General features: G+C 45.3%; 28 protein-coding genes. 7 read left to right on the top strand and 21 right to left on the bottom strand.

What is annotated here, in order from left to right; all coding sequences use genetic code 11:
• Positions 1 to 35: 35 nt before the first annotated feature.
• The 3 genes from envZ to OM978_RS00825 form a co-directional block, all read right to left on the bottom strand.
• Positions 36 to 1,346, bottom strand: a complete 1,311-nt coding sequence (gene envZ / locus OM978_RS00835; protein ID WP_264344714.1) for a two-component system sensor histidine kinase EnvZ — start codon at positions 1,344 to 1,346, stop codon at positions 36 to 38.
• On the bottom strand, positions 1,347 to 2,072 hold the full coding sequence (gene ompR / locus OM978_RS00830; protein ID WP_053423316.1) for a two-component system response regulator OmpR: 726 nt from the start codon (positions 2,070 to 2,072) through the stop codon (positions 1,347 to 1,349).
• A gap of 108 nt (positions 2,073 to 2,180) precedes the next feature.
• Complete coding sequence (locus OM978_RS00825) at positions 2,181 to 2,384, bottom strand: hypothetical protein (RefSeq protein WP_233079598.1); 204 nt, start codon at positions 2,382 to 2,384, stop codon at positions 2,181 to 2,183.
• Positions 2,385 to 2,686: 302 nt separating this feature from the next.
• Here OM978_RS00825 and greB point away from each other — a divergent pair, with 302 nt between their 5' ends.
• From greB to OM978_RS00810, 3 genes are all read left to right on the top strand, one after another.
• Positions 2,687 to 3,172 (top strand): transcription elongation factor GreB, encoded by a 486-nt coding sequence (gene greB / locus OM978_RS00820; RefSeq protein ID WP_264344707.1) that lies wholly within the window; start codon positions 2,687 to 2,689, stop codon positions 3,170 to 3,172.
• An 8-nt stretch (positions 3,173 to 3,180) separates the two neighbouring features.
• Entirely contained in the window at positions 3,181 to 4,545 is a 1,365-nt protein-coding gene (locus tag OM978_RS00815; RefSeq protein ID WP_264344706.1) for an aldehyde dehydrogenase family protein, read from the top strand.
• Positions 4,546 to 4,687: 142 nt separating this feature from the next.
• Entirely contained in the window at positions 4,688 to 7,015 is a 2,328-nt protein-coding gene (locus OM978_RS00810; RefSeq protein WP_264344704.1) for a Tex family protein, read from the top strand.
• 59 nt (positions 7,016 to 7,074) lie between these two features.
• Here the strand turns inward: OM978_RS00810 and OM978_RS00805 are convergent, their stop codons facing one another.
• From OM978_RS00805 to bioH, 3 genes are all read right to left on the bottom strand, one after another.
• A complete protein-coding gene (locus OM978_RS00805; protein WP_264344702.1) occupies positions 7,075 to 7,962 on the bottom strand; it encodes a putative metalloprotease CJM1_0395 family protein in 888 nt (295 codons plus the stop codon).
• A 9-nt stretch (positions 7,963 to 7,971) separates the two neighbouring features.
• Positions 7,972 to 8,244 (bottom strand): excinuclease ATPase subunit, encoded by a 273-nt coding sequence (locus tag OM978_RS00800; protein ID WP_264344700.1) that lies wholly within the window; start codon positions 8,242 to 8,244, stop codon positions 7,972 to 7,974.
• A 124-nt stretch (positions 8,245 to 8,368) separates the two neighbouring features.
• Positions 8,369 to 9,124: a pimeloyl-ACP methyl ester esterase BioH gene (gene bioH, locus OM978_RS00795; protein WP_264344697.1), complete on the bottom strand. Its 756-nt coding sequence runs from the start codon at positions 9,122 to 9,124 to the stop codon at positions 8,369 to 8,371.
• A 54-nt stretch (positions 9,125 to 9,178) separates the two neighbouring features.
• On the opposite strand from bioH, the gene OM978_RS00790 reads away from it, so the two are divergent.
• On the top strand, positions 9,179 to 9,880 hold the full coding sequence (locus tag OM978_RS00790; protein ID WP_264344696.1) for a ComF family protein: 702 nt from the start codon (positions 9,179 to 9,181) through the stop codon (positions 9,878 to 9,880).
• On the opposite strand, the gene OM978_RS00785 is transcribed toward OM978_RS00790, so the two are convergent.
• The gene (locus OM978_RS00785; RefSeq protein ID WP_264344694.1) at positions 9,877 to 12,432 is read right to left on the bottom strand and encodes a M14 family zinc carboxypeptidase; all 2,556 of its coding nucleotides are present in this window, start codon (positions 12,430 to 12,432) and stop codon (positions 9,877 to 9,879) included. The genes OM978_RS00790 and OM978_RS00785 overlap by 4 nt on opposite strands.
• A 125-nt stretch (positions 12,433 to 12,557) precedes the next feature.
• On the opposite strand from OM978_RS00785, the gene nfuA reads away from it, so the two are divergent.
• Together nfuA and OM978_RS00775 are read left to right on the top strand one after the other, a co-directional pair.
• Complete coding sequence (nfuA, locus tag OM978_RS00780; protein ID WP_233009884.1) at positions 12,558 to 13,136, top strand: Fe-S biogenesis protein NfuA; 579 nt, start codon at positions 12,558 to 12,560, stop codon at positions 13,134 to 13,136.
• Between the two features lie 73 nt (positions 13,137 to 13,209).
• On the top strand, positions 13,210 to 14,241 hold the full coding sequence (locus tag OM978_RS00775; RefSeq protein ID WP_264344690.1) for a polysaccharide deacetylase family protein: 1,032 nt from the start codon (positions 13,210 to 13,212) through the stop codon (positions 14,239 to 14,241).
• 168 nt (positions 14,242 to 14,409) lie between these two features.
• Here the strand turns inward: OM978_RS00775 and OM978_RS00770 are convergent, their stop codons facing one another.
• From OM978_RS00770 to OM978_RS00715, 12 genes are all read right to left on the bottom strand, one after another.
• Positions 14,410 to 14,928 carry a hypothetical protein gene (locus tag OM978_RS00770; protein ID WP_264344688.1) on the bottom strand — a complete coding sequence of 173 codons (519 nt, stop codon included), beginning with the start codon at positions 14,926 to 14,928 and terminating at the stop codon, positions 14,410 to 14,412.
• Positions 14,928 to 15,059, bottom strand: a complete 132-nt coding sequence (locus OM978_RS00765) for a hypothetical protein (protein WP_264344686.1) — start codon at positions 15,057 to 15,059, stop codon at positions 14,928 to 14,930. The genes OM978_RS00770 and OM978_RS00765 overlap by 1 nt, the downstream gene beginning before the upstream one ends.
• Positions 15,060 to 15,739: 680 nt before the next feature.
• Positions 15,740 to 16,174 carry a hypothetical protein gene (locus OM978_RS00760; RefSeq protein ID WP_264344684.1) on the bottom strand — a complete coding sequence of 145 codons (435 nt, stop codon included), beginning with the start codon at positions 16,172 to 16,174 and terminating at the stop codon, positions 15,740 to 15,742.
• A 203-nt stretch (positions 16,175 to 16,377) separates the two neighbouring features.
• Positions 16,378 to 16,869: a hypothetical protein gene (locus OM978_RS00755; protein ID WP_264344682.1), complete on the bottom strand. Its 492-nt coding sequence runs from the start codon at positions 16,867 to 16,869 to the stop codon at positions 16,378 to 16,380.
• 522 nt (positions 16,870 to 17,391) lie between these two features.
• The gene (locus OM978_RS00750) at positions 17,392 to 17,853 is read right to left on the bottom strand and encodes a hypothetical protein (RefSeq protein WP_264344681.1); all 462 of its coding nucleotides are present in this window, start codon (positions 17,851 to 17,853) and stop codon (positions 17,392 to 17,394) included.
• Between the two features lie 180 nt (positions 17,854 to 18,033).
• Positions 18,034 to 18,483: a DUF3592 domain-containing protein gene (locus OM978_RS00745; RefSeq protein ID WP_264344679.1), complete on the bottom strand. Its 450-nt coding sequence runs from the start codon at positions 18,481 to 18,483 to the stop codon at positions 18,034 to 18,036.
• Between the two features lie 12 nt (positions 18,484 to 18,495).
• Positions 18,496 to 19,512: a 5'-methylthioadenosine/S-adenosylhomocysteine nucleosidase gene (locus tag OM978_RS00740; RefSeq protein ID WP_264344676.1), complete on the bottom strand. Its 1,017-nt coding sequence runs from the start codon at positions 19,510 to 19,512 to the stop codon at positions 18,496 to 18,498.
• Positions 19,513 to 19,636: 124 nt separating this feature from the next.
• A complete protein-coding gene (locus OM978_RS00735) occupies positions 19,637 to 20,284 on the bottom strand; it encodes an SCO family protein (protein WP_264344673.1) in 648 nt (215 codons plus the stop codon).
• A gap of 16 nt (positions 20,285 to 20,300) precedes the next feature.
• Positions 20,301 to 21,209: a heme o synthase gene (gene cyoE, locus OM978_RS00730; protein WP_264344671.1), complete on the bottom strand. Its 909-nt coding sequence runs from the start codon at positions 21,207 to 21,209 to the stop codon at positions 20,301 to 20,303.
• Positions 21,202 to 22,182 (bottom strand): COX15/CtaA family protein, encoded by a 981-nt coding sequence (locus tag OM978_RS00725; RefSeq protein WP_264344668.1) that lies wholly within the window; start codon positions 22,180 to 22,182, stop codon positions 21,202 to 21,204. The genes cyoE and OM978_RS00725 overlap by 8 nt, the downstream gene beginning before the upstream one ends.
• Positions 22,182 to 22,679 (bottom strand): hypothetical protein, encoded by a 498-nt coding sequence (locus tag OM978_RS00720; protein WP_264344666.1) that lies wholly within the window; start codon positions 22,677 to 22,679, stop codon positions 22,182 to 22,184. Before OM978_RS00720 ends, OM978_RS00725 begins: the two co-directional genes overlap by 1 nt.
• A complete protein-coding gene (locus OM978_RS00715; RefSeq protein ID WP_264344664.1) occupies positions 22,680 to 23,390 on the bottom strand; it encodes an SURF1 family protein in 711 nt (236 codons plus the stop codon).
• A 26-nt stretch (positions 23,391 to 23,416) separates the two neighbouring features.
• Between OM978_RS00715 and OM978_RS00710 the strand changes: the two genes are divergently transcribed.
• Positions 23,417 to 23,626 (top strand): DUF2909 domain-containing protein, encoded by a 210-nt coding sequence (locus OM978_RS00710; RefSeq protein ID WP_264344662.1) that lies wholly within the window; start codon positions 23,417 to 23,419, stop codon positions 23,624 to 23,626.
• 33 nt (positions 23,627 to 23,659) lie between these two features.
• Here OM978_RS00710 and OM978_RS00705 read toward each other — a convergent pair whose 3' ends face one another.
• Entirely contained in the window at positions 23,660 to 24,541 is an 882-nt protein-coding gene (locus OM978_RS00705; protein ID WP_264344660.1) for a cytochrome c oxidase subunit 3, read from the bottom strand.
• Entirely contained in the window at positions 24,534 to 25,097 is a 564-nt protein-coding gene (locus tag OM978_RS00700) for a cytochrome c oxidase assembly protein (protein WP_264344658.1), read from the bottom strand. The genes OM978_RS00705 and OM978_RS00700 overlap by 8 nt, the downstream gene beginning before the upstream one ends.
• Between the last annotated feature and the right edge of the window lie 4 nt (positions 25,098 to 25,101).

Raw genomic sequence — 25,101 nt, 5'->3', positions numbered from 1 at the left:
TTTAATTGAAAAGGCTCCGCATTGGGAGCCTTTTTTTATGCCGTTTTGGTCAAAGGCAAATACACAGTCACCACTAATCCGCCATAAGCATGGTTATGCATACTGATTTGACCATGGTGCATATCAACAATCTTTTTAATGATAGCCAAACCTAAACCTGAACCACCACTGCCACGGGCTGTATCGCCCTGAGCAAAAGGCTCAAACATACGCTGCATTTCATGCTCAGGAATTCCAGGGCCATGATCCCGCACCTGCACATAGACTTTACGGCTGGCGCGCTCCACACCAGTGCTGACTTCAATAACCCCATCTGAATACTTCAGTGCATTTTCGATCAGGTTATTCAGCACCCGTTTAATCGCAATACGACGCAGCGGCACCAGCGGTAACGGCTCGCAAAGGCTGGCATTAATTTCGCGTTTTTGTAGCCTGTCCGCGCTGATTTGCTCCTGCACCAACAGGTTTAAATCTTCTTCATCCAGCGCCTCTTCTTTGTGATGACGAATGTAGTCAATAAACTGGTCGATAATGGCATTCATATCTTCGATGTCACTGACAATACCATCTTTAATCCAACTGTCCTGCTCACTGACCATTTCACTGGCTAGCCGGATACGGGTTAAAGGGGTACGCAAATCATGCGACACACCTGCCATTAACAAAGCCCGGTCTTTCTCCAGTTGACTGATGCCTTTAGCCATACGGTTAAAAGCCTGAGTCACAGCAACTATTTCTGTGGAACCATGTTCAGGTAAAGGGTCTGGCATTTCGCCACGCCCTACTTTCAGTGCGGCCTGCTGTAAACCTTGCAAAGGTCTGTTGAGCTGGCGCGCAAATAACCAACCACCGGCCACACTTAAAAAACCTATAACAAAGACATAAATCTTCAGCGGCGAAAAGTCGGTTTCATCCAGGCCGGTTAATGGCACTTTTACCCAATACTGCGGCGCTTGTGGTGGTTTGATCCAGAACGCATAGCTATTATTTTGCGCAATACGGACTTCAGCAGGCCCGCCCAGCTCCTGCGACATCTCCTCGGAAAAATAGGGGTAATAACTGGCATCGTTTAAGCCATTTAAAGGCGCTGTGGCATCGGTATACACCTCAATGCCAGTAGCTTGCTGGAATCTTTTGGTCAGCTCTTCTGACAGCAGCACATCACTGTGCTCCACGTCGATAAAAACAACTTTAATTTGCTTGGCGATCAGATGGTTAATTTGCTGATAGCTGGGTTTAATCACGTAATAAACCACAGACAAATACGATACCAGCTGATTAATTAGCAATAAAATACCAATCAGAAAGACGGTCTGACCAAAAGCGCTGCGCGGAAACAAACGCATTTAGCTGACTGCACCATCAGGCACAAAGACATAACCCAAACCCCAAACGGTTTGAATATAACGCGGGTTAGTCGGGTCGTCTTCCAGCATACGGCGCAAACGGGACACCTGAACATCTATGCTACGCTCCATCGCTGAATAATCACGGCCTCTCGCCATATTCATTAACTTGTCACGCGACAAAGGTTCACGGGCATGAGTCACCAGCACTTTCAGTACCGCAAATTCACCGCTGGTTAAAGGCATCAGTTCTTCGCCTTTACGCATTTCGCGGGTTGCCAGATTAAAAACAAAAGGACCAAACTTCACCTGACTTTCTTCCACTGCAGGCGCACCAGGTAATTCTTTTGATTTACGACGTAATACAGCGCGAATACGGGCTAACAATTCACGAGGGTTAAAAGGTTTAGGCAGGTAATCGTCAGCGCCCATTTCCAGACCAATAATACGGTCCACTTCGTCGCCTTTGGCGGTCAACATAATGATAGGAATTTCATTTTCCTGTTGGCGCAGTTTACGGCAAATGGATAAACCATCTTCGCCAGGCAGCATCAGATCCAGCACCACCAGATGGAAATTTTCGCGTTCCATTAAACGCTGCATCTGTTCAAAGTTGGCGGAGGTACGGACAATATAACCTTGTTCCACCAGATAACGTTCTAATAAAGAACGTAATCTCATGTCATCGTCTACTACTAAAATTTTTGTTGTTTCTTGTCCGAGCATACAAATCCCTCCGCAAAGTGAATAGCACTATAAACGAAAAACCCGGAGCATGGAGGGCATGCGCCGGGTTCAGTTGTTACAAAGTTTGTCTGGTTCTGTTCAGTCAACTTATTCAGGTTGCACCTTCTCTACTTTACGCAGCGGCGGATTCATCCAAACCACATGACCGGTATGAGCACTCAGTCGTGTAGAGTTTTCCTGTTTCTCTAAGGTCTTCTGATCAATCACATAAGCGTAATCCGGCGCTGAGCTGCACCCTGTCATCACAAGAGCCGTAGCAAGGACTATCAGACCTGTTAATTTTGCTTTCATTGTTGGCCTCCTTTGTTAAGCACATTTTCACTATAGTTGGCCCAACCAAATTCGCCTAACATATTTTTGTTACATCTAAATGACAGTGAATAAATATTTTGAATTATTTTTCAAATCAATCGTAAATGCATAATTAATATACGTTTTTAATCTTTTATTTCGTCACAAAAGAAAATGGGATTTTTTAAGCATATGAGTTATCTGTTGAAAATCATAGCCTTCTCTTTCCACTTCGCTGTGAAATGGTTATAAAGTCAGACCAGAACAGTGTTCTTTCTTTTTCAAATCAATCACCGGATACCATGAGTAAAACAGAGTTAGTCACCCGCGAAGGTTATGAAGCCTTGCAACAGGAATTAAACCATTTATGGCGGGAAAAACGTCCTGATACCACAGCTAAAGTGGCTTGGGCGGCCAGCCTCGGCGATAGATCAGAGAATGCGGACTACAAGTACAACAAACAGCTTTTACGTGAAATTGATAGACGGATCAGATACTTAAGAAAGCGTCTCGAAGTAATTAAAGTCGTAGATTATGCTCCCCAACAGGATGGTCAGGTGTTTTTTGGCGCTTGGGTAGCCATTGAAAACAGCGAAGGTGAACAGCTGACTTTTCGTATTGTTGGGCCTGATGAAATTTATGGCCGCAATGATTACATTTCGATAGATGCACCTATGGCCCGTGCTTTGATCAAAAAACAAGTAGATGATGAAGTGCAAGTACCCACCCCCACCGGAATGAAAGAATGGTGGATTAACAAAATATGGTATCCACAAGCCAAAAGCTAAGGTGTGTTATGTATCAGCAAATATTGGACCAACAACAGCAGTATTTTGCCAGCGGCGTGACCAAAGATCTGAACTGGCGTAAACAGCAACTGAAACAGCTTCAGTTGTTATTGAGTACGCATGAAAATGAGCTGTTACAAGCCTTACAACAAGACTTGGGAAAACCAGCCTTTGAAGCACTGTTGAGTGAAATTAATTACCTGCATACCGACATTAAACACTGTCTGAAAAAGCTAAAGAGTTGGGCCAGACCTCGCAGGGTTGGCACCGGACTTCGCACTTTTCCTTCTATGGCTTTTATTCAGCCAGAACCTTATGGGTCTGTGCTTATTATCAGCGCCTGGAATTACCCACTGCAGCTGGCCTTAGCGCCTTTAGTTGCTGTGTTATCAGCAGGTAACTGCGCTGTGGTGAAACCCTCTGAATTGGCGCCTGCTACATCAGCCATTATGGCTCGTCTGCTGCCTTTGTATTTAGATAAAGAGGCTGTGGTTGTCATAGAAGGCGGTGTGCCTGAAACCACAGAGCTGTTGAAGCTGCCTTTTGATCATATTATGTACACAGGCAATGGCCAGGTCGGCAAAATTGTATTGCGCGCCGCTGCTGAACATTTAACGCCTGTCACCCTAGAGCTGGGCGGCAAAAGCCCGGTTTATGTCGACAGCAGTGCAGATTTAAAACTGACAGCTCAGCGTATTGCCTGGGGCAAATGGCTGAACGCCGGACAAACCTGTATAGCACCTGATTATATCCTGGCGCATAAAGATATAGCCCAGGCTCTGGCTGAAGAAATTAAGGCACAGTTACACCAGATATATGGCAGCGATCCTAAGCTCAGCCCGGATTATGGTCGTATGATCAACCAACGTCATTTACAACGGGTGCAGGGGTATCTTGATGGCTTGGCCGTATTTTGTGGTGGAGTAACGGATTTAGAACAGCTGTATTTTAGCCCTACTCTGGTGTTAGACCCACCGCTCGATAGCCGTCTGATGACAGAGGAAATTTTTGGACCTGTACTGCCTCTGCTTTCTATCAGTGGTTTTGACGCAGCTGTACGTTTTGTGCAGAAGCGCGATAAGCCGCTGTCTGCGTACTTGTTCAGTAATAACAGTACCCAGCAACAACAATGGGTCGAACAAATCAGCAGTGGCAGTCAGTGCATTAACGATGTACTGATGTTTATGGCTGTGTCTGAACTTCCTTTTGGTGGCGTGGGTCCGAGTGGCATGGGCCAGTATTCAGGCAAAGCCGGTTTTGAGCAGTTCAGTCATTTGAAGTCTGTACTAAAACGTCCGCTCTGGCCTGAACCACCTGTACGGTTTGCCCCTTATGCAGAGTGGAAACGTAAAGTGCTGGGCTGGTTGAGCTAGCCATTCGGTGCAGAGTACGGACGCTTCAGCGTTTTGCTATTGGATTTTTTAGCCTTAACAGTGGACAATTGCCGCAGTTGATAAGAACCAGTCTGGCTTTTACTTGATGTAAGGTCGCCAGATGCTAAGGAAGCTTTAAGTTATGTCTATGATCATTAAACAAATTGCTCTGGAAATTTCAGCACGCCCAGAGCAGGTTGCTGCAGCTATTCAGCTGATGGATGAAGGCGCTACTGTGCCTTTTATCGCCCGGTATCGTAAAGAAGTGACAGGTGGCCTGGATGATACCCAGCTGCGTAACCTGGATGTACGCTTAACTTATTTACGTGAGCTGGAAGACAGACGTCAGGTCATTATCAAAACCATAGATGAACAAGGGAAACTGACGCCGGAACTGAAGCAGGAATTATTGGCCGCTGACAATAAAACCCGTTTAGAAGATTTGTATTTACCTTACAAAGCCAAACGCCGCACCAAAGGTCAGATTGCGATTGAAGCAGGTTTAGAGCCTTTAGCCGACGCTTTATTTAACGACCCTACTTTAGTGCCTGAACAACAAGCTGCCAGCTACTTCAATGCGGAAGCGGGTTTTGCTGACACAAAAGCTGTGCTGGATGGCGTGAAATACATTCTGATGGAACGTTTTGCTGAAGATGCAGCTTTGCTGGCGAAATTACGTCGTCATTTAAGCCAGAACGCTGTGCTCAAAAGCAGTATGGTGGCAGGCAAAGAGCAGGAAGGCGCTAAGTTCCGCGATTATTTTGAACACAAAGAATCCTTTAAAACTGTGCCGTCACACCGAGCTTTGGCTATGTTCCGTGGCCGTAACGAAGGCATTTTAAATCTGCAATTGCAACCTGACGCCGACGATGCTTCAGCTCATGCTGTATGTGAGCAAATGATCGCCAATCATTTTGATGTGCGCCAGCAAGGCCGCGCTGCCGATGATTTCCTGCGTACCGCTGTGCAGTGGACCTGGAAAGTGAAGTTACACCTGCATTTAGAAAACGATTTATTAGGCGAACTACGCGAACAGGCTGAAGAAGAAGCCATTAAGGTGTTTGCCCGTAACTTAAAAGACTTATTGATGGCGGCTCCTGCAGGTATGCGTGCCACCCTGGCGCTGGACCCTGGTTTACGTACTGGTGTAAAAGTGACGGCTATCGATGAAACGGGCAAGCTGGTGGATCAAACCACTATATTCCCGCATGCGCCACAAAATCACTGGGATAAGTCAGTCCGCACTTTAGCCGCTTTGGCTAAACAACATAAAATTGAGTTAATCGCTATTGGTAACGGTACGGCTTCGCGCGAAACCGACAAGTTAGCGGCCGATGTAATCAAACTGCTGCCAGAACAAAACATCAGCAAAATCATGGTGTCAGAAGCAGGTGCTTCAGTGTACTCGGCTTCAGAACTGGCTTCACAGGAATTCCCGGATCTGGATGTGTCCTTACGTGGCGCTGTGTCTATAGGCCGCCGTTTGCAAGACCCGCTGGCTGAACTGGTGAAAGTTGAGCCTAAAGCTATAGGTGTGGGTCAGTATCAGCATGACGTTAACCAAAGCCTGCTGGCGAAGTCTCTGGACGCTGTAGTCGAAGACTGTGTAAACGCCGTAGGTGTGGATTTAAATATGGCCTCAGTGCCTTTATTGTCTCGTGTCGCGGGTTTAAACAAAACTCTGGCGCAAAACATTGTGGTGTACCGTGATACTCATGGCCGGTTCCAGCAACGTAAAGACTTACTCAAAGTAGCGCGTTTAGGTCCTAAAGCTTATGAACAGGCGGCTGGTTTCCTGCGTATCAATAAAGGTTCAGATCCACTGGACTCCTCTTCAGTTCACCCTGAAGCTTATCCTTTAGTGGAAAAAATTCTGGCGAAATTTGGTCAGCCGATAGAGCAATTGCTTGGCAATAGCGCTTTCTTAAAAAGTCTGTACCCTGCTGACTTTGTGGACGAGCATTTTGGTTTGCCTACAGTAGAAGACGTGATTAAAGAGCTGGATAAACCGGGCCGTGACCCACGCCCTGAGTTTAAAACGGCGGTGTTTAAAGACGGCGTAGAAACCATGGCCGACTTAAAGCCAGGTATGTTACTGGAAGGTGTAGTCACCAACGTCACCAACTTTGGTGCTTTTGTTGATATTGGTGTGCATCAGGACGGCTTAGTGCATATTTCATCTTTAACCGACAAGTTTGTGTCCGACCCACATCAAGTGGTCAAAGCAGGCGATATCGTTAAAGTGAAGGTACTGGAAGTAGAACTGGACCGTAAACGTATTGCCCTGACGATGCGCATGGATGAGCAACCTGCAGTGAAAGGTGCTGGTGGTGCAGGAAAAGATACGCAACGCTCTTCAGGTTCTGGAGCAAATCAGAGCAGACCAGCGAAACCAGCAAAAACTCCTGAAACTCCAAATGCAGCCATGGGCGACGCTTTTGCTCAGGCCTTTGCTAAGTTTAAAAAGTAACTTGGCTCTGATAAAAATAAAGGCTGGGAATTCCCAGCCTTTATTTTTTTGAATTTTGATTAAGCCATTTGCAATAAAGGCCGATCTGCAGGTTGGGTTGCTTTGGCGTAAAAACCTGAAATCACATCAGAGCGCAAAGACATCAAAGGGTCGCGTTGCAAAGATTTAAAATCAGCTGGAGCAAAATCATTGGCCTCGTTATTCACAGGCGCTTCGTAGGGCTCCCATTCAGCAGCGTCAGAAGAAGCAGTTTGAGTTGTTTTCTGCGGACTTGCTGTCGCCATCTGCGCAATTTCAGCTGCCAAATCGGCCTGGGCTTCCATTAAAGTACGACTTGCCTGAGCTGCTACTGAGCGATCTGCGCTTGAAGGTTCAGCTGGCGCCAAAGCAGCTGCTTTGACTTGCTGCATTTTTTGAATAGTAGCCCGTGGGTCATTTGGCACTTCAGACACATCGATACGAACTTCACCACCAGTCGCGTATTGCTGACCGTCAGGACCTGTTTCGTATTCGTAGCTTGGAGCACCGGCATACTGCCCACCTATGGCTGCATGAGCCTGCTCGTGAACTTTGACTTCCTGATCACGGGCTTTTAATTCGGCAATACGTTGTTTTTCAGCTTGTTCTTCTTTTTGTTGCTGCGGGTCGTCTTTTTCCGGCTCTGAAGAACTTTGTTTTTCTTGCTCAGAACCAGATTGCGGGTCTTTCTCAACTACAGCCTGACGGTATTCCAGACCTTTAGTTTTCACATCTTCATAAGTGGTTGGAGTAGAACTGTTGCCGTTGCGGCTTTTTTCGTCGGCCATCAGGCCTTTTTCAGCAGCGGAGCGTTCCATGGCTGCAACAGGTTCAATAACTTCACGGCGCAGGTTATCGCGCCGGGCCATATCCATGGCCGGATTACCAGTGTGCAATGGCACATTTGGGTAATTCGAAGTCAGTAACATAAAGCCTGTTTACACCCTTAAATCAATAATAGAACCCAGCATTTCGTCGGCAGTTTTTACCGTCTTCATATTGGCTTCAGCGTTAATTTGTTCATTCGCTAATGTGACCAGACTTTGCTCTATTGATGAGCCAGTACTTGGCTCAACCGGAGTTTCCAGTGCACGCTGATTACTGCTTTGAGCAGTTTGCTGATTTATATTTACGGTCGCTTCAGTCACAGCGTCAGATGCACGCTGAAAGCCCTGAAAACCGCTCGTAAAGGCTGAACTGATTTCCATCATGACCTCGTTGACTAATTGAACAGAGTAATTTAACTGGATAATTATTAGCCATTTCGCGGCAAAACGAAAGCCTGACGGCAACTATTTGCCGTCAAAATGCAGATTTTGCTAATTTAGTTAAGATTTAAGCGGATATGTGTGGCAGTAACAGGGAAATGAACTCGTGCTGATGCGAGATAAAAGGGGCATGCGAGGCTTTTTGCAGTATCTCGACGTGCAGATTTGGGCGTAATTTTTGTAATAAAGGTGCTATAGCAACAGGAACCAATGAGTCTAAACGCCCCAGGATGGCAAATACCGGCTGCCGCAATGAGGCAAATTCTTGCCGCAAATCCAATGTCGCCAATAACTCTAGTCCACCTTGTAAAGCAGTGGCTGAAGGCAAAGCTAAACTCAAAACTGCTTGTTTTAATAGTTTAATATCCTGCCGCGCTGTGCTGCTGCCCATCGCCTGAATCGCCAGAAAACGCTCCACTGTTAAAGCCAAATCCTGCTGCAATTGCCCAGCGAATTGCTGCATTACTCTGCTTTCCATACCAGGCCAGTTCTCTTTGGCCATAAAACAGGGTGAACTGGCAATTAAACCCAGTTTTTTCACTTTATCGGGATAACGGCTGGCTAAGGCTATGGCTAATAAACCCCCTAAAGACCAACCTATCACTGTGCTTTGATCCGGAATTTGTTCAGCCAGTTGGGCCAAAACGTTATCTATATCATAAGAAACCGGACAAGGAGATAAACCAAAGCCAGGCAAATCAGGCGTATGAATAGCTAACTCTGCCGGCAATGCCTGCACCAGCTGTGACCAGACCTGATGGTTTAAACCCCAGCCATGCAATAACACCACTGGGTTTTGGCTAAATTTTATTTGTTCGCTCATCCGCTCGACCATACTTGTTGTTATGTCTGGCCTTTTATCAAAGCAGGGATGCAGATGCAAGCGACTTTGTTGCAGCAACTGGTGCATAAACTGGCGCCGAACTGCTGCCTCTGGTGTCAGATGCAGGTGCAGCAGCCGCAGGCCCAGCTTTGTGATTTTTGCCAGGCGCATTTACCCAGCCTGGATTTAAGCTGGGTTGAACACAATGCGTTGCTGTTGCCACAAGTAGCTCAAGGCTTAACCCGCACCAAATTTGACAGTCTTTACAGTTTAAGTTGGTACAGACAACCTTACCGGCATTGGATCAGCCAGTGGAAATTCCAGCACCATCACGCTGCAGGAGAATTGTTATGCCAGCTGCTGTATCAGCGCGCTGCGCTTTATCAACAACAAGGCGGGCCATTGCCGGACTGCATCAGCTATACACCTGTATCCAACAAAAGGTTGCAGGAAAGAGGCTTTAATCAGGCAAAGCTACTGGCACTTCAGCTAGCCAAAGCCTGGCAAAAACCTTGTGTCAGTTTGTTTCAAAGCCCGGATTTAGTGCCCCATCAGGTTGGACTGAACCGCAAAGAACGGCTGGCGAATTTGAAAGGAAAAATTCAACTACAGGAACGCCCCCTACCTGCTCATGTGACTTTGGTGGACGACGTGATCACCACAGGGGCCACTCTGGATTATCTAAGCTCTTTGCTGAAAGCCAAAGGAGTCCAGACCGTTAGCGTCTGGACTCTGGCCATCACCAGGGCATTTTAGTGTGCTTCGTCTTCGTTGGCTTCTTCGCCTTCGCCATCAGAGGATTCGGCGCTAAACATTTTGCCAAAATACAGCGCATTGATCAGTAAGCGGCTGGAGCCAACAAAATAGCCGCGGAACACAGGGTTATCTGTCATGCCAATCACACGGCCTTCGCCATGATTATGTGCCACTAAGGCCGCGCCTTCAGCGATACGACTGACGTATTCAGGAGCTGTATAACCCGCCAGTTGAGGTTTATCTGTGTACAAAGCCACGTTGATAAAAGGCTCTTCACTAGGCGCCAATAAGAAGGTGCCATTTTTAAAAACTGGCAGATTTTTAGTCGACAGACCAAAAGTTAAAGGATGACTTAAATCCAGTTGAGTCTGATAAATAGCTCCGGCAATACGGCGCTGACCTGCCAGACTTTCTTTATCGGCGTAACTTAAACCTTGATCGGCAATCAGCATGCTCATGTCTGCAGAGTTCCAGGCTTTGGCTTTCAGCAAACCGGAGCGCACCAAAAATGCTGCACCACCTTTATGGCCCCACAACACACCGCCTTTTTTCACCCAGTCATTCAGCTGTTGCTGCTCTTTTTGTTGCAAGCTGTTGTAACTGCCATCCGGCAAAATAATGTGAGTGTAGCGGGACAAATCGACCCGACCTAAACGCTGAGGTTCGATCAAACTTGGTGATACCCCCGCCAGTTTTTCCAGATTAAACCAAACTTCGCCGGCCTCAGTGGAATTGACATCAGGGCCTGCCACCAGCAACACATTCGGCTTGGTCACAGGCACAAAACCATTGCTGCCTAAATCCTGGCCCTTGGCGGTCAAACCCGAAGTAAGGGCTGTGATAGCTAAACCTGCTTGTTGCTGAGCTTTACCTAAACGTTCAAACCAATTGTTGTGTTGCTGTAAACCTGCGGCAATGACGATAGCTCCGGCACTAAAAGCTTGTTCTCCGTCAGCAGTTTTGGCAAAAAAAGGCTTACTGGCAGCTCGTAATACTACACCTTGCTCTAACAGCGCCTGAGTGAGCAAAGGCGCCTTTTGATCGGCCCAATCAAAGGCATAAGCATAAGCACCGGCCGATGGCATCAACACAGATTCAGGCTGCGGCGACCATTGCTCTTCAGCAACTCCAGAAGGTTTACGGCCTACAGTGCTAAATTCAATATTAAAGGCATAAGGTAAGGTCCAGGCCGATACGTCGTAAAAGGTATTGTCCTGAAAGTTGGTCTGAGTGCTGAATGCGGCTTTTAACAGCAGATACTGTGGCTGTTGCAGTGGAATATAATAAGCCTGACCTTTTTGGTAAGTCTGGCCTTTATGCTGCCACCTTTCATTGATGGGGTAAGCTTTGATCTGATGTTGTTTTAATAACGCCAGCAGTGCTTCTAAGCGGGTTTTATCCGCAGCCTCAGCAACCACATAACCCTGAGTGGCATCATCGGCGGCCAGCCGCTCTGATTCCAGCACAAAAGCTTTCTGATAACTTTGCAGCGCATTTTTCTGCGCTACTGAACCACGAAGGGTCGATAACGAAGCAATATACTGATTTTCCACAGTTTTGCTAAAAGGCAAAGGCCCATTAATGCTGTCCTGCAGATGACCACGGCTGCTGGCTTGCTCAAACAAAATCCCCACGCTGGCGTTTACGTCTGGGTAAGTTGAGCCTTTACCTACATAAAAATCGTCAAAACTTTCTTCGGTGTAATACAAGCGGCCTTTTTTATCCAACGCTGCGGCATGGTAATCGGCAATTTTAGCCGTCAATTGTTGATTGGCGGTTGGTGTTAAAGGGTAAGTACGGGTTGGAATACCGGGCTGAAAAAAGAAGGTACTGTTTGGGCCCATTTCATGAAAATCGCCCAACACAGCAGGACGCCATTTATAAAACTGAGCGATACGGGCACGACTTTCCGGATGCTCTAACGGCAGCCAATCACGGTTTAAGTCAAACCAATAATGGTTAGGACGACCATTAGGCCAGGGTTCAATATGTTCGCGGCTTTGTGGGTCGGCAACTGGTGATTGGCCTTTGTGCATATTGGCCCAGGTGGCAAAACGCTCTAAACCATCAGGGTTCAAACTCGGCTGGATCAGGATAATGGTGTTTTTTAGCCAGTTTTGTACTTCAGCATCGGTGCTGGTCAGTAAATGATGAGCTACCTGCACCGAAGCATTAGGGCCACTGGATTCATTACCATGCACGCCATAACCTAACCAGACGATCAGCGGTAAATCATCCGCCAGTTCAGTGCCTGTCGACAGCTGGGTCAGGTGCTGTAAGCGAATTTGTTCCAGCTTTTTTAAGTTGTCCGGAGATGAGATGATCAGCTGCAATAAAGGTTTTTGTTCATGGCTATGACCAATAATCTCCAGCTGAGCTTTATCTGAGCCTGCGGCCAGTTGCTGGAAATACATTTGAATTTGATCATGGCGTAAATGCCACTCGCCGACAGGGTAACCAAAAAATTGTTCCGGGCTTTGTGGCGCTGCCATTGAGAACTGGCTACTGAACCCCAATACTAAGGCACTGATGATAGTTGTTATTTTGTACATTGTTATTCTCCCTTTCTGGCCGCTACCTTAGCAATAAAAAGTCCGGCCCGACAAGCGGGGCTGGCAAGGCACAGGAAGTCAGAGTATCATAGCCATTAACCTAGTAATTTAGTCAGGTACTACCGATGATCACCATTTCTGAACAGGCGCAGAGCCATTTTCGTAAGCTGCTGGAAAAACAGGCCGCCGGCACTCATATCCGTGTCTTCGTGGTCAACCCGGGCACTGTTTCTGCGGAATGTGGCGTGTCCTACTGCCCTGCCGACGCGGTAGAAAGCACAGATTTAGAACTGCCATTTGAAGGCTTTATGGCGATAGTGGATGCGGAAAGCAAACCATTTTTAGTCGACGCCGAAATCGATTTTGTCACCGATCAGATGGGTTCTCAGCTGACGTTAAAAGCGCCAAACGCCAAAGTGCGTAAGGTGAACGACGACGCTTCGCTGAAGGAAAAAGTGCAATACGTTATAGATGCGGAAATTAACCCGCAATTAGCCAACCACGGCGGCCGTGTTTCAGTAGTAGAACTGACGGATGATGGCATTGCTGTATTGCAATTTGGTGGTGGCTGTAACGGTTGTTCACAAGTCGATTTAACCTTAAAAGAAGGTATCGAGAAAGAACTGTTGCAACGTTTTGCCGGTGAATTGACTGCAGTACGTGATGTGACGGATCACCAACGTGGTGAGCATTCTTATTATTGATTTACGTTAGGTATGAGATACGGAGGCCACTTTATGTGGCCTTTATTATATTGATGTCAAAAGGAATTCCGGGATGAAACTGCTGATATGTTTATTTGCTTTGCTGAGCTTTCAAATCAGCTTTCAAATCAGCTTTCAAAGCCAAGCCGCTATTATTCTGCAGTACCATCATGTCAGCACTCAAACGCCTCGTTCTACTAGTGTCACGCCGGAAGAGTTTCGTGTTCATTTGCAGTATTTAAAAGATCATCACTATCAGGTGATAGGTTTAGATACTTTGTTAGCACAGCTGCAACAAGGCAAAGAACCAGACGATAATGCAGTGGTCATCACTTTTGACGATGGTTTTGACAATATCTATCTGCAGGCCCACCCGATTTTGCAGGAGTTTGGTTTTCCTTATACGGTGTTTTTAAGCCCGGCTTTAATAGACCGTAAAGAAGGCCCGGTGATGAGCTGGCAGCAAATCAAACAGCTTCAAAAAGACGGCGTTATTATTGCCAACCACAGCTCCTACCATGATCATCTGGCAGCGCCGAATAAAGGCGAAAGCAAAGCGCAGTGGCTGAAAAGAGTGAAAACAGATATTTTGCTGGCACAAACTCAGCTGGAGCAGCAATTAGGCATCAAGCACAAATGGCTGGCTTATCCTTATGGCGAATTTAGTGTTGAGCTGGAACAGATGGTGAAAGAAATGGGGTTTATTGGCATAGGCCAACAATCCGGTGCCGTCGGCCTGAACAGCCTGATGACCCGCCTGCCACGTTACCCTTCATCCAGCCAGTATGCGGCATTAAAACACTTTACACCTAAACTGAAAACTCTGGCGCTACCTGTGACCACCTATCTGGCTGCCGATCCAGTCAAAGGGCCAAACCCACCGACCTTAACCTTGCAAATCGACAACTCAGATTTTAAAACCAGCCAGCTAAACTGCTTTAGCAATGGCGAGCCAATTAAAGTGACCTGGCTAAAACCCGATACCTTTAGCGCTAAAGCCGCTCAAAAGCTAAAAACCAGCCATAAACGCTACAACTGCACAGCCCCTTCGTTAAGTAAAAAGGGATATTTCTACTGGTATTCCCAGCCTTGGGTGATGGAGTAGTGTGAATCGCCACTAATTTCCTAGACACCTTTCAGTTAGATAAACTAACCCAAAGAGAGGTACCTATGAGCAGTAAACGTTACCCCGAAGAATTCAGAATTGAAGAGGTTAAACAGGTCGTCGCTCGAGGCCATTCATATGAATAGGCCAGCTTCATCCGTCTAAGGATTATTTGAATATAAAGTAGTATGGGGTCGACAAAATGTGACTGAATACCCCCCACCCTTTGAAGCTATAAAAAAACCAAACGACGTAGAAAGCTAATAAAAACATACAAACCAGCATTAAAAAACTCTTTATATAGTGGTCACTAAACTCAGAAAAACCGTCTTTTGGAATAAAACAAATCATGAACCATGCAACGGCTAAATATAAAGATAGAAAGAAGAAAAGAGCTATATCAATAGTAATTAACCCGCTGCCTCTATAGCCAACAACAACCCAAAATATTGAAACAAAAAAAGTAAAGCTAGTTTCAACATATGAAGCATCGTACATATCTCCTGTTTTTTCATCTATATAATGTTCCTGATCTGCGCTACACCCATAGTAATAAATAAGAGAAAACAAAAGTAATAGAGGGTAATATGCTTCACACCCAAACAATAAACTTGCGTACCAGCCAACAATTGAAAAAGCAATCATTGATGACAAATTTAATAATTTTTTCTCCTTGGGAAAAAACATTAGTGAACAACTCCCATTACTTCTGATTCTTTTCTCATATTTTCAACAAAGCGCTTTGGATGTATTACACCATCAGCTACAGAGCCATATTTACTTTCCGCAGATCTAACCGATACAAAAAGTTTTGGCATTGTTACGTTCCCCCTTCCCCAAGCACTAAGTGACAGGTCTTGCCCTGTGCCCCAAGCTCCTTGTTAAAAGCACAATAAACTCCAGCCAAGTTCAGCAGACCCACAATCGCCCTATTCTTAGCTAACTATATGACGCTTGAGAAGAATATTTATTACAACACTGAGCATAGAGATTTATCAGTCATCGCTTCCTATGGGGGTGATTTACATGCTTAAATTCGTGAGGCTCCCTCAGGACTTGACGCCGTTGGTTATTGACGTCTTTGGTTGCCCCTATTTTTTGATTGCTCTCGAATCAACAGATTCGTAGCCCAACTCATCTGAGTATAGAAATAGCACACACATAGACACGGCTGAGAGCGATAAACACATAACGAATAATACAAATGCTCTCCCATCTACTTTTTTTTCGTAGAAAATTTTCCCAAAAAAATTCAAATAGAACTTAATGGCAAAAACAACAGAAACCACAGATACGATGACAAATAAAAATCCAAAATTCACTTATCCGACACCTAAAAATTAAAAAAACCTAGGACACTAGCTCTTAAACACTACACCCAGCACAATCGAAAAATCCAATAATTTCAGGACTGTAACGCGCTCAACGAAGCAAGCTATGGCTCCACCAACACAATTTTCCCAATAAACCCGACCCCGCTGGCTTTCTTCTATTCCAACTAAGGTAGCTCTAAATAAGACCTTCGCCTCCAAATTTTACACAATCTTTCATCACAAAAGCTCAACCTGATGTTATCGAAGAAATATGCGCTATCTAAAAATAAATTCCATTCATTTTTATCTTCAAATAAATAATACTCTTCGTTATTAAAATTAGAGTGTATAACAACTGGGGTTTTATTCTTCTCTAATTCATCACTGAATAAAACAACTTGATTTTCAAGCTTAACTGAGCACGATGAAGCAAGGAAAACTTCATAAGCTTCTTTTTTAGTAGAACCAATTATAAAGCAATGATACTCACCAATAGTAACTTCCTCATCAATTGAGCTTACCCAAAGAAAAACGCCAAAACCTACTAAAATTGTAATGAATGCCAACATTAAATATTTGAACAATACAAGCCCTAAATTTAATACACTATTGACGTCCATCTTTTTGCGCTCCCATGCCTGAGCAAATTTTAACTAGTAAACCAGCCTCTGGAAACAGCTTTTGCCCTGGCCCCCAAACACCTTGTTAAAAGCATAATAAACTCCAGCCAAGTTATGCGGACCCACAATTCACCTATTCTTAGCTAACTCTCCGATGCTTGAGAAGAATATTTATTGCAACACCAGGCATGGAGAAATCTCTGTTATTTCCGCCCTAGTCTTTGATCCCTTTTACGACCAAAAAAGAGAACGAGATACCAACAGAAAAACACTATCCCCATGAAAAGTGCTAAAAATACCCACAGTATAATTTCAGCAGAATATGTTCTGTCATAACTTGTAATGAAAACAACAGCACTCTCATCCTTGTAAACAAATGCATTATTTTTTCGGACTAGACATTTATATGTCATACCCATCAATAACTCTTCATTCGAGAAGATTAGTAGTTCATTTCTTTGCTGATACAAATACAGAGGGGATTTATCAACACGACGAAGCTTCTGATAAATGATTGGTTTTCGCTCTTGCATTGGCACGCAAGATTTTTCGTCCCCCCATAAAAAAGCTGCCATTGCTTCATCTGTGTAACTGTTAAATGCAAATAGAGAAAAGACCATAGGGGCTATTAGAAAAAACACAGCAACATACTTCACTCTAGTGATAAGAGGTAGGTTATTTACATCTGAACTCATCACTAGTTTCCTCCGTTATTCATCATAATACCTGAAGTTTGAACGGTGAAATTACGCGCCGACGAGCTTATAACCCAATGTATATCAGGACTTTTCACTAGATGCTCTGTGTTGGTGATTAATCAAGCAGCGCAAAATATAGTATTGCTAACACATGAAGGTGCACCAAAGAGGAAAAGTATATAAAAAGACACTTCCTCACCCGCTTGTTTATTCTCCAGCTTTGTTTCAAAAACATTGCCTTTCGAAGATAAAACCTTGGCTTAGCTCGCTTTGTTATTAAACCGTCTATAAGAACTTTATCATTTTCGCTTAGTGCTTTGTTCCTGAGAAATTCATCCTCAAGACTTAAGTCGTACCAAGTTGCTACTAAGAACACAAAAATGACACTACCATACAGGTAATAAATCACTCCCCCCATACTTGAACATCCTTCAATTACACCATTGGTGCCAAACTAGCAGGGCTAGGTATTATCATATGAGATCTGACATTGTTGGTTTTTAAGTGCCTTAGTAGTGGTTAAAAAAATAACTCAACTTCATTCGACTCAATACAATTAGACTTCTTCTTACACAAAATCGCTTTCATATAAATGCGCTCATTTGGCAATTTATAGTTGACTTTTAAAAAATACAAATTAAATTCTTTGCCTATAAACTCTTTAGAACCAAGAGAAGCCGTGCGATTTAATACACAGCGCTCATTAAAATTGACCGCCACTTTATAGACAACACCATTATCGTTTCGCATATTAAACGAAAGATCACCTATACTATTCACACAAAGGTTGGAATCGAGGGTTTTCACATCGATTCCATTATTTTTTACTGTAACATAGACTGACTCATCTAATTTCAATATATTCAGTTCGAGCCCATCAGCCATTTCCTCGCCAACAACTAAACTTGATATTAAATACACAAAACTAATCAACAGCTTTAAAATTTTTATAAAACCAAACTCTCTGATAATTTTTTTCATTCAAGTTATCCTCATAGCTTTGTGCATGGCTTTTATTGAGATGATATCCAGCAGTATATCCAGTTACCTCCACATTGTTTGCGCTAGGCGTCAAGTCTTGCCCTGTGCCCGAAAACAATTTATTGATTTAATTTCAGTGAGTTTAAAGAAAAACGACAGATGTACTTAAAAGCACATGCCTTAAGTTTTCAGGAGTTTTCTCAAACTGAGGACTGAAAATATAGCCATGCCTAACGAAGCTAACCATAAAACACAAACAAGTAAGTCTGCGCCTGTGACTAAATAAGCGTTTTGATGGTTATTGGGATCGTAATAAATCTTCACGCTACTATCTGCAGTGTATCGCTTTAAAGTGATGTCTTTTTCTGAGCTGTCCAGCAAGGTATTTAAGTTCGATAATCTATTACCTGTGAAGTTTTTATGTCCTACTGCATACTTATACTCAACTTCAATGACATACCGCTCTTTGCTATTCTCGACACGCTTTGCACTGGCAGACGTGATGACACCGTCAACGCTGGGCCAGCCACTAGCCTTTAAGCCCTCTATTGTTATGTGGCCTAAGTAAAAACACCAGATTGAAGCCCCAACAAACATGACTATAAAAAAGGTTTTGCTGTTGTTAAACATCGATATCACCAATCAGGGCTTCGCCAACACAATTTGATCTAATAACCCCAACAGCAATTTGGTACCTGTGCCTGAGGCTATGGCGTCAAATACGTTTTCGGCATTTTTGCCCTGTTGGCCGCCAGCTAAATCACTGACGGAGCGGATCACAATCCAGTCGACTTCGTTAACAAAACAGACCTGAGCTACAGCGGCCGACTCCATTTCTGTTACCTCTGCCTGAAATACTTTTTGCAGCCATTGACGGTACTGGGCATTGTCTAAAAATACTGAGCCAGTGACACCATTACCTCCCACTTTGATGTGGATTGAGTGACCAGAAGGCATTTTGATTGGATCTATAGTGGCGACAGCTTTTTTAGTCAGCTCAATAAGTTGTGGCGTTGCGGTGAAATAAGGCATTTGCTGCGGGCTGTCCCAGCCTTGTTTAATTACGGCCATTTCTTCAGGATGGATATAACCAAAGTTTTCATAAGCTGGTGAATGCGGATCCTGCTTTTTACGCAGCTGGTAACTGGCCAGCGCCTGCTCATAATAATCGGGCAGAATAAATTTGCCGGCTTTGGCCGGATCAGGGTTCACATAAACGGATTCGTCGTGAAAGTACCAGCGTTCCGGGATGGCGATGTCGCCCGGCTGGAATTGTGGATTCACAGCACCAGCAATCCCCATCATCACGACCCGCTCAATAGGGAAATAATCCAGCGCCATTTGCATCGTCATGGCGGCGTTTGGCACACTGACACCAGTGGTAAAAATGACGATGGGTTCACCTTTATAGTGGCCTAGTTGATACTTTACGCCGCGGATGGTCAGTGTTTTTTCTATTTTTGCGTCTTTAAGCCCTGCAAAAGCCTCGTCAATAGCCTTAATTTCCGGCTCATAGGCGGCTACTATCGCCGTCCATTTATTGGGGGTGGTAAATTCTTTTGGACCATACTGACTAAAATCTTCGGCACTGACATGAAGGCTAAATACCGCGGCTAAAATCAGCAGTGGGACTAAGGCGCTGGATAGAAATTTTTTCATAAGGCTCTGCTTCTGTGATGGAGTCTGTCTCATAACTGCTTGTTATGCATACAGCTCCACCATAGGGCCTTTGGCAAGAGCTTGTAAAGCCTGTAATTCTGTTTGTTTTACAGCCAGCAGCAGATTATCGGGTTGTCGCCGCTATCACCAAAGGATAATCCGCCAAGAACTGCTGGTTATTAATCAGCGGCACAGCACCTGGTTTCATTTCAGGTTTAAACATAGCTACTACAGCGCCTTGAGGGTTCAGCAGCGCTATGCTGGCGCTATGATCGACAGTGTAACGATCGCTATTGGTTTCGGTACCATCATTAATGGCATACATCAGGCCCAGTTGGCGGATAAAAGGGAATAAGTCTTTATGATCAGCTGTTCTGGCTTTGATGGGGGCTTGTTTAAAATAGGTGATGTACTGGGCTAATTGTTCTGGAGTATCGCGTTTTGGGTCAACAGAGACAAACCAAATCTCTAGTGGCTCTGGGGTCAGTTTGACTAAGTCCTGATACATACCAGCTAATTTCGCCATTGTCATAGGGCAAATATCAGGGCAATGGGTATAACCGACAAAGACCAGGGTCCAGTGTCCCTGCAAGTCCTTTAATCCCACTGGCTGTTTTTGTTCATCCAGCAAATTAAATTCAGTCAAAGCTCTTGGAGTTGGGTAGACCAAAGCGGCCACAGGCTCGGCGGGAGCGGATTTAAAACTGGCCGACAGCCATAAACCCGCAGCCAAAGCCACTACCGCAACTACCACCCATAACCACTTCTGCATAAGGTCCCCTGATGTTTTATGAAAGCGCTGATATAAACCAATAATGGTCCAGCAACAACACCAGGAATAATACCATCAGATGCCAAATCGAAAACTTAAAAGTTGCCATGGCGGTTTCAGGTTTAGCATTAAACTTTAACTGCCAGGCATACCAGATAAAACCTAAGTTCAGTACTGTGCTGCCGAGCAAATAAACAGCGCCCGTCATACCTACCAGATAAGGCAACAAGCACACTAAAAACAGCACCAAGGTATAAAGGAAGATGGCGCTTTTAGTAAACTCTATGCCATGAGTCACAGGCAACATCGGCATATTCACTTTGGCATAATCATCGCGGCGATGAATCGCCAGCGCCCAGAAATGCGGTGGTGTCCAGGTGAAGATAATCATCACTAACAACAGCGCATGCGCATGCACTTCGGCCGTCATAGCAGTCCAGCCGAGCAGCGGTGGCATAGCGCCAGCTAAACCCCCTATCACAATATTCTGCGGCGTCGCACGTTTTAAGAACATGGTGTACACCACGGCATAACCAAACAAACTAGCTAAAGTCAGCCAGGCGGTCAGTGGATTGACGGCAATAAATAACAGCAGAAAACCAGAACCTGCCAACAGCAGTGAAAACTTCACCGCCTGCTGTGTAGTTAAACGGCCACGGGCCACAGGCCTGTTATAAGTACGGGCCATTTGCGCATCGATACGCTGATCCACTATATGGTTCATCGCAGCAGCAGCGGCGGACAATAAGCCTATACCTAAAGTGGCGGCTACCATCAGGCCAAATTTAGGTAAACCAGGTTGCGCCAACATCATGCCGACCCAGGCCGTCAGCACCAACAGCGCCACAACTTTAGGTTTGGTCAGTTGGTAATAGTCGCGCCACTGTTGAGAATAGTGGTGGGGTAACGCCAGAACTTTAAGCATAAGCAGACTCCTTGTTTCTGTGCAGCTGATAACCAATCACCACCAGACACATGACTAAATTGGCTGCCACAAAGTTATGCGCCACCGCATTGGCCAAAGGCAAATGCAGCACCACGTTGGCAAGCCCCAAACTAAATTGCAGTAATAACAGCACCAGCACAGCGACAGCCAGGTTTTTAATCAGACCCGAACTATTGCGCCATAAGGCGATGGCATAAGCAGCAACAACCAACAAAGTAATTACAGCCCCAACGCGATGCATCACATGCACAGTAGCCCGGGCGCTTTGACTCATCACACCGTATTCGTAATTGTCGTAGCCCAGATGCAAAGAAAACGCCTCGTCAAAATTAAGCTGGCTGGTCCAGCCTGCTTCACAGACTGGCAACTGAATGCAGGCTAAAGCGGCATAGTTGGCTGCAGTCCAGCCGCCTAAAGCAATTTGAGCTGCCAGCACTAGCAACACCGGCCAAAACAGCAACTTCAGGCTTTGTTTTACTGCAATCAAAGGCGCTGGTTGTAATTGCCACCAATACACAGCCAATAACGACAGCAAACAAAAACCACCCAACAAGTGCCCCATCACCACCACTGGATGCAAAGCTAAAGTCACAGTCCACATGCCCAAAGCTGCCTGAAAAATCACCAGCGCTAATAACAAGGAGGGTAACAGCAGGCGCTTTTGTTTCAGGCTAAATAAGAAAATCGCCAGAATGAGTAAACCTAAAGTGCCGGCAAAATACCTATGGATCATCTCATTCCAGGCTTTATGGCTTTCGACAGGCCGCTCTGGATACAGGGCTTGTGCTTGCTCAATATGATGCGCCTGCTCTGGTACCTTTAAAAAGCCGTAACAGCCAGGCCAGTCAGGGCAACCTAAACCGGCATCGGTCAGACGGGTATAAGCGCCTAATAAAATCACCAGCATAGCTAATACAATAGAGCTGCCGACCAAGCGTTTCAGGGTCATCATTACAACCCCCTGTCGTATTTCAGCAGCTTATTTAAATCGGTCAGAATGGCTTTACCAGTTTGCACTATCTGAGTTTTGTCTTCGCTGACCGGATAGGTCATCAGCGCCAAACCATTTAAATCCACCAGCACCAGCTTTTGTTGTAACGTTTCAACACCAACAGGGTTAGCCTGCCACAGCAGTTTTTGCGGTTGATTACCACCGGATTGCCATAACTCTAAATGCTGCTGTTTACGACCCAGGGCTGTATACACTTGCTGCATACCATAATGAGCATTTTGACAAAGAGCGTCACAATCTGCTTTGTCGCTGACATAGACCAATCGCCAGTGCACATCACCAGCAGCTTTGGGTAATAACAAAATTTCTTCATTGAGCCACTGGCCTTTGTTGGTGGTGGCACCGCCAAACCAGCCCAAAGATAAAAATGCCTGAGCAAAGGCTAAAGGTAATAAAGAACACAACAAAAACAGCAACAAAAACTTCTTCTTCGCCATTTAAAGCTCCTTCTTTGACATAAACCAGCCGATGACGACCGCAGCAACAGCCAGTAATAACCATTGCAGCGCATAAGCCCGGTGTTTTTCCGGCGGCATCACCACAGCTTTATAGTGGTACAGATAAGGGGATTGTTGTTGGTAGAGTAAAACCGGAGCCAATTCCTGCCCCAGTACTTGCGAAAGCTCTGCAGGTTCCACCTGTTGCATACGTTGTGGCCACAGGCCTGTGTTTTCTAAATTCTGGCCAAGGCGAAAACCTTTGAGTTCAGTGCGTAGTAAAGCCATTAATTCAAATGATTCAGGAATACTAAGTTCAGGCAATTGATCACGGCTGGGCGGCGCTTGCACCCATCCTAAATTGACTAACACTGCAGGGCCCTGATTCGATACCAGTACAGGGATCACTACGTCGTAGCCTGCTTTACCTTGTATTAGCTGATTGTCCAGTAACCACACCGCAGGTTTTAGCCAGACTGCTTTGCCTTGCAACATCAGGCCATCTTGCTGCTCTGCTGGTATTGAAGCTAAATCTCTCCACTGCACTGGCCCTTGTTGCTCGGCACTATGCAACTGATCCAATTGAGTTTGCTTTTGCTCGGCACGTTGCCATTGCCAGTAACTCAACTTGATCAAAAGCGCAAAAGCGACCAGAGTGAATACAGCCAACAGCCAGTGTCGGGATAAATGGGCAAAAGGCTGAGCTTGCATCTTACAACCAGCCTTTGCGAGGTTTTATGTGGATTAAACTTTTACTCATTGCACTACTGCTCTTTATTGTTTTTAATTTGTTTCGTGCCTTATTTCTGATGCTGAAAAACGATGATGATCAGCCCAGCATGTCGAAGTTTTTAGGCCGACGCGTTTGGTGGTCGGCCATTGTTTTATTGTTTGTGATCCTTGCCCTGCAGTTTGGTTTGATCACTCCGCACGATCGCCCTTATTAGAGTTATAAGCGGGCTCAAAAAGCCCGCATTCCCCTACAGCACGTAGACAAAAACAAACAAACACAACCAGACCACATCGACAAAATGCCAATACCAGGCAGCAGCCTGAAAGGCAAAATGCTTATGAGCGGTAAAGTGATTTTTCAGTACGATACGTAAAAACATCACCAGTAGAAATATGGCTCCCAAAGTCACGTGCAATCCATGGAACCCCGTCAGTAAAAAGAAGGTATTGCCATAAATGCCGGAGTCCAGTTTTAAACCCAGATCCTGATAAGCATGTACATACTCGACCCCCTGCAAAGCAAGGAAACAGGCACCGAGCAGGATAGTGAGTCCTAACATCAGCTTGAGCTGACCTCTTTTATTTTGTTCCAAACCTATGTGTGCAAACTGCAAAGTGACAGAGGACGCTAATAAAATCAGTGTGTTATAAAGGGGTAATCCTTGCCATGGCATAGCCTGAGTTTCAGTGCCACCCGGGGTTTTCAGTAAAGGCCAGGCCGCTTCAAAGGCTGGCCACAATACAGCAGCTGTACTGGCGTTATTGCTGGCGCCATCCAGCCATGGAATAGCGATCATCCGGGCGTAAAATAAGGCGCCAAAAAAGGCACCAAAAAACATTACTTCGGAGAAAATAAACCAGCTCATACCCTGACGGTAGGATCTGTCCAATTGTTTGCTGTACAAACCATGCATGGATTCATCAATCACATTTCTGAACCAGCCTACCAGCATAAAAATTAAAGTGGCGACACCAGCCAGCAATAAATAACCGCCATAACCCGACTGATCTTTGGTGACGTCATTGACAAAATGACCGGCACCAAAAGCCATCATAAACAGCGCCACAGCGCCCACTATCGGCCATGGGCTTTGGTCCGGTACGTAATAATGTTCGTATTTTTCACTCATTGTTATCCCCTGTTGCTGTCTGTGCAGTGACCGGGGTGGCAGCGTCTACTTCGTACAAGGTGTAGGACAAAGTGATAGTGCTGAACTGTTCCGGTAGTGCGGGATCGACATAAAATTGCAACGGCATTAATAACTGCTGACCTGCCGTCAGATGTTGTTGGGTAAAACAGAAACATTCCATTTTATTAAAATACAAAGCGGCCTGACCCGGCGACACCGAAGGTACAGCCTGGGCTGTCATAGCCCGGCCTGTGACATTGTGCGCCAGATAATCAATACGGTGGATTTCGCCCGGATGCACCCGAAGTTTATGCACCACAGGCTCAAACACCCAAGGCATGTTGTTATTCGGACGGGCGATAAACTCTACCAGCACTTCGCGTTTTTTATCCGGTATAGCAGCTTCAGCTGTCGCCGCCATGCTGGAGGTTTTACCGTTCAGGCCGGTTAAATCACAAAACACGTCGTACAAAGGCACTAAGGCATACCCAAAACCAAACATGGCTGCGGTCAGCAGACATAATTTCACAACTATAGGTTGATGCTTTAGTGCCATAACG

The organism is Rheinheimera sp. MM224, from assembly GCF_947090785.1.
In the GTDB taxonomy this organism is placed as follows: Bacteria; Pseudomonadota; Gammaproteobacteria; order Enterobacterales; family Alteromonadaceae; genus Pararheinheimera.
Note: the sequence above shows the minus strand (reverse complement) of the source record. Positions and strands in the feature narration are given on the sequence as shown.

Bases quoted from the DNA above. Each gene is read 5' to 3' on its own strand.
- envZ (WP_264344714.1), bottom strand. From the start codon at position 1,346: ATGCGTTTGTTTCCGCGCAGCGCTTTTGGTCAGACCGTCTTTCTGATT.
- ompR (WP_053423316.1), bottom strand. From the start codon at position 2,072: ATGCTCGGACAAGAAACAACAAAAATTTTAGTAGTAGACGATGACATG.
- OM978_RS00825 (WP_233079598.1), bottom strand. From the start codon at position 2,384: ATGAAAGCAAAATTAACAGGTCTGATAGTCCTTGCTACGGCTCTTGTG.
- greB (WP_264344707.1), top strand. From the start codon at position 2,687: ATGAGTAAAACAGAGTTAGTCACCCGCGAAGGTTATGAAGCCTTGCAA.
- OM978_RS00815 (WP_264344706.1), top strand. From the start codon at position 3,181: ATGTATCAGCAAATATTGGACCAACAACAGCAGTATTTTGCCAGCGGC.
- OM978_RS00810 (WP_264344704.1), top strand. From the start codon at position 4,688: ATGTCTATGATCATTAAACAAATTGCTCTGGAAATTTCAGCACGCCCA.
- OM978_RS00805 (WP_264344702.1), bottom strand. From the start codon at position 7,962: ATGTTACTGACTTCGAATTACCCAAATGTGCCATTGCACACTGGTAAT.
- OM978_RS00800 (WP_264344700.1), bottom strand. From the start codon at position 8,244: ATGATGGAAATCAGTTCAGCCTTTACGAGCGGTTTTCAGGGCTTTCAG.
- bioH (WP_264344697.1), bottom strand. From the start codon at position 9,124: ATGAGCGAACAAATAAAATTTAGCCAAAACCCAGTGGTGTTATTGCAT.
- OM978_RS00790 (WP_264344696.1), top strand. From the start codon at position 9,179: ATGCAAGCGACTTTGTTGCAGCAACTGGTGCATAAACTGGCGCCGAAC.
- OM978_RS00785 (WP_264344694.1), bottom strand. From the start codon at position 12,432: ATGTACAAAATAACAACTATCATCAGTGCCTTAGTATTGGGGTTCAGT.
- nfuA (WP_233009884.1), top strand. From the start codon at position 12,558: ATGATCACCATTTCTGAACAGGCGCAGAGCCATTTTCGTAAGCTGCTG.
- OM978_RS00775 (WP_264344690.1), top strand. From the start codon at position 13,210: ATGAAACTGCTGATATGTTTATTTGCTTTGCTGAGCTTTCAAATCAGC.
- OM978_RS00770 (WP_264344688.1), bottom strand. From the start codon at position 14,928: ATGTTTTTTCCCAAGGAGAAAAAATTATTAAATTTGTCATCAATGATT.
- OM978_RS00765 (WP_264344686.1), bottom strand. From the start codon at position 15,059: ATGCCAAAACTTTTTGTATCGGTTAGATCTGCGGAAAGTAAATATGGC.
- OM978_RS00760 (WP_264344684.1), bottom strand. From the start codon at position 16,174: ATGGACGTCAATAGTGTATTAAATTTAGGGCTTGTATTGTTCAAATAT.
- OM978_RS00755 (WP_264344682.1), bottom strand. From the start codon at position 16,869: ATGAGTTCAGATGTAAATAACCTACCTCTTATCACTAGAGTGAAGTAT.
- OM978_RS00750 (WP_264344681.1), bottom strand. From the start codon at position 17,853: ATGAAAAAAATTATCAGAGAGTTTGGTTTTATAAAAATTTTAAAGCTG.
- OM978_RS00745 (WP_264344679.1), bottom strand. From the start codon at position 18,483: ATGTTTAACAACAGCAAAACCTTTTTTATAGTCATGTTTGTTGGGGCT.
- OM978_RS00740 (WP_264344676.1), bottom strand. From the start codon at position 19,512: ATGAAAAAATTTCTATCCAGCGCCTTAGTCCCACTGCTGATTTTAGCC.
- OM978_RS00735 (WP_264344673.1), bottom strand. From the start codon at position 20,284: ATGCAGAAGTGGTTATGGGTGGTAGTTGCGGTAGTGGCTTTGGCTGCG.
- cyoE (WP_264344671.1), bottom strand. From the start codon at position 21,209: ATGCTTAAAGTTCTGGCGTTACCCCACCACTATTCTCAACAGTGGCGC.
- OM978_RS00725 (WP_264344668.1), bottom strand. From the start codon at position 22,182: ATGATGACCCTGAAACGCTTGGTCGGCAGCTCTATTGTATTAGCTATG.
- OM978_RS00720 (WP_264344666.1), bottom strand. From the start codon at position 22,679: ATGGCGAAGAAGAAGTTTTTGTTGCTGTTTTTGTTGTGTTCTTTATTA.
- OM978_RS00715 (WP_264344664.1), bottom strand. From the start codon at position 23,390: ATGCAAGCTCAGCCTTTTGCCCATTTATCCCGACACTGGCTGTTGGCT.
- OM978_RS00710 (WP_264344662.1), top strand. From the start codon at position 23,417: ATGTGGATTAAACTTTTACTCATTGCACTACTGCTCTTTATTGTTTTT.
- OM978_RS00705 (WP_264344660.1), bottom strand. From the start codon at position 24,541: ATGAGTGAAAAATACGAACATTATTACGTACCGGACCAAAGCCCATGG.
- OM978_RS00700 (WP_264344658.1), bottom strand. From the start codon at position 25,097: ATGGCACTAAAGCATCAACCTATAGTTGTGAAATTATGTCTGCTGACC.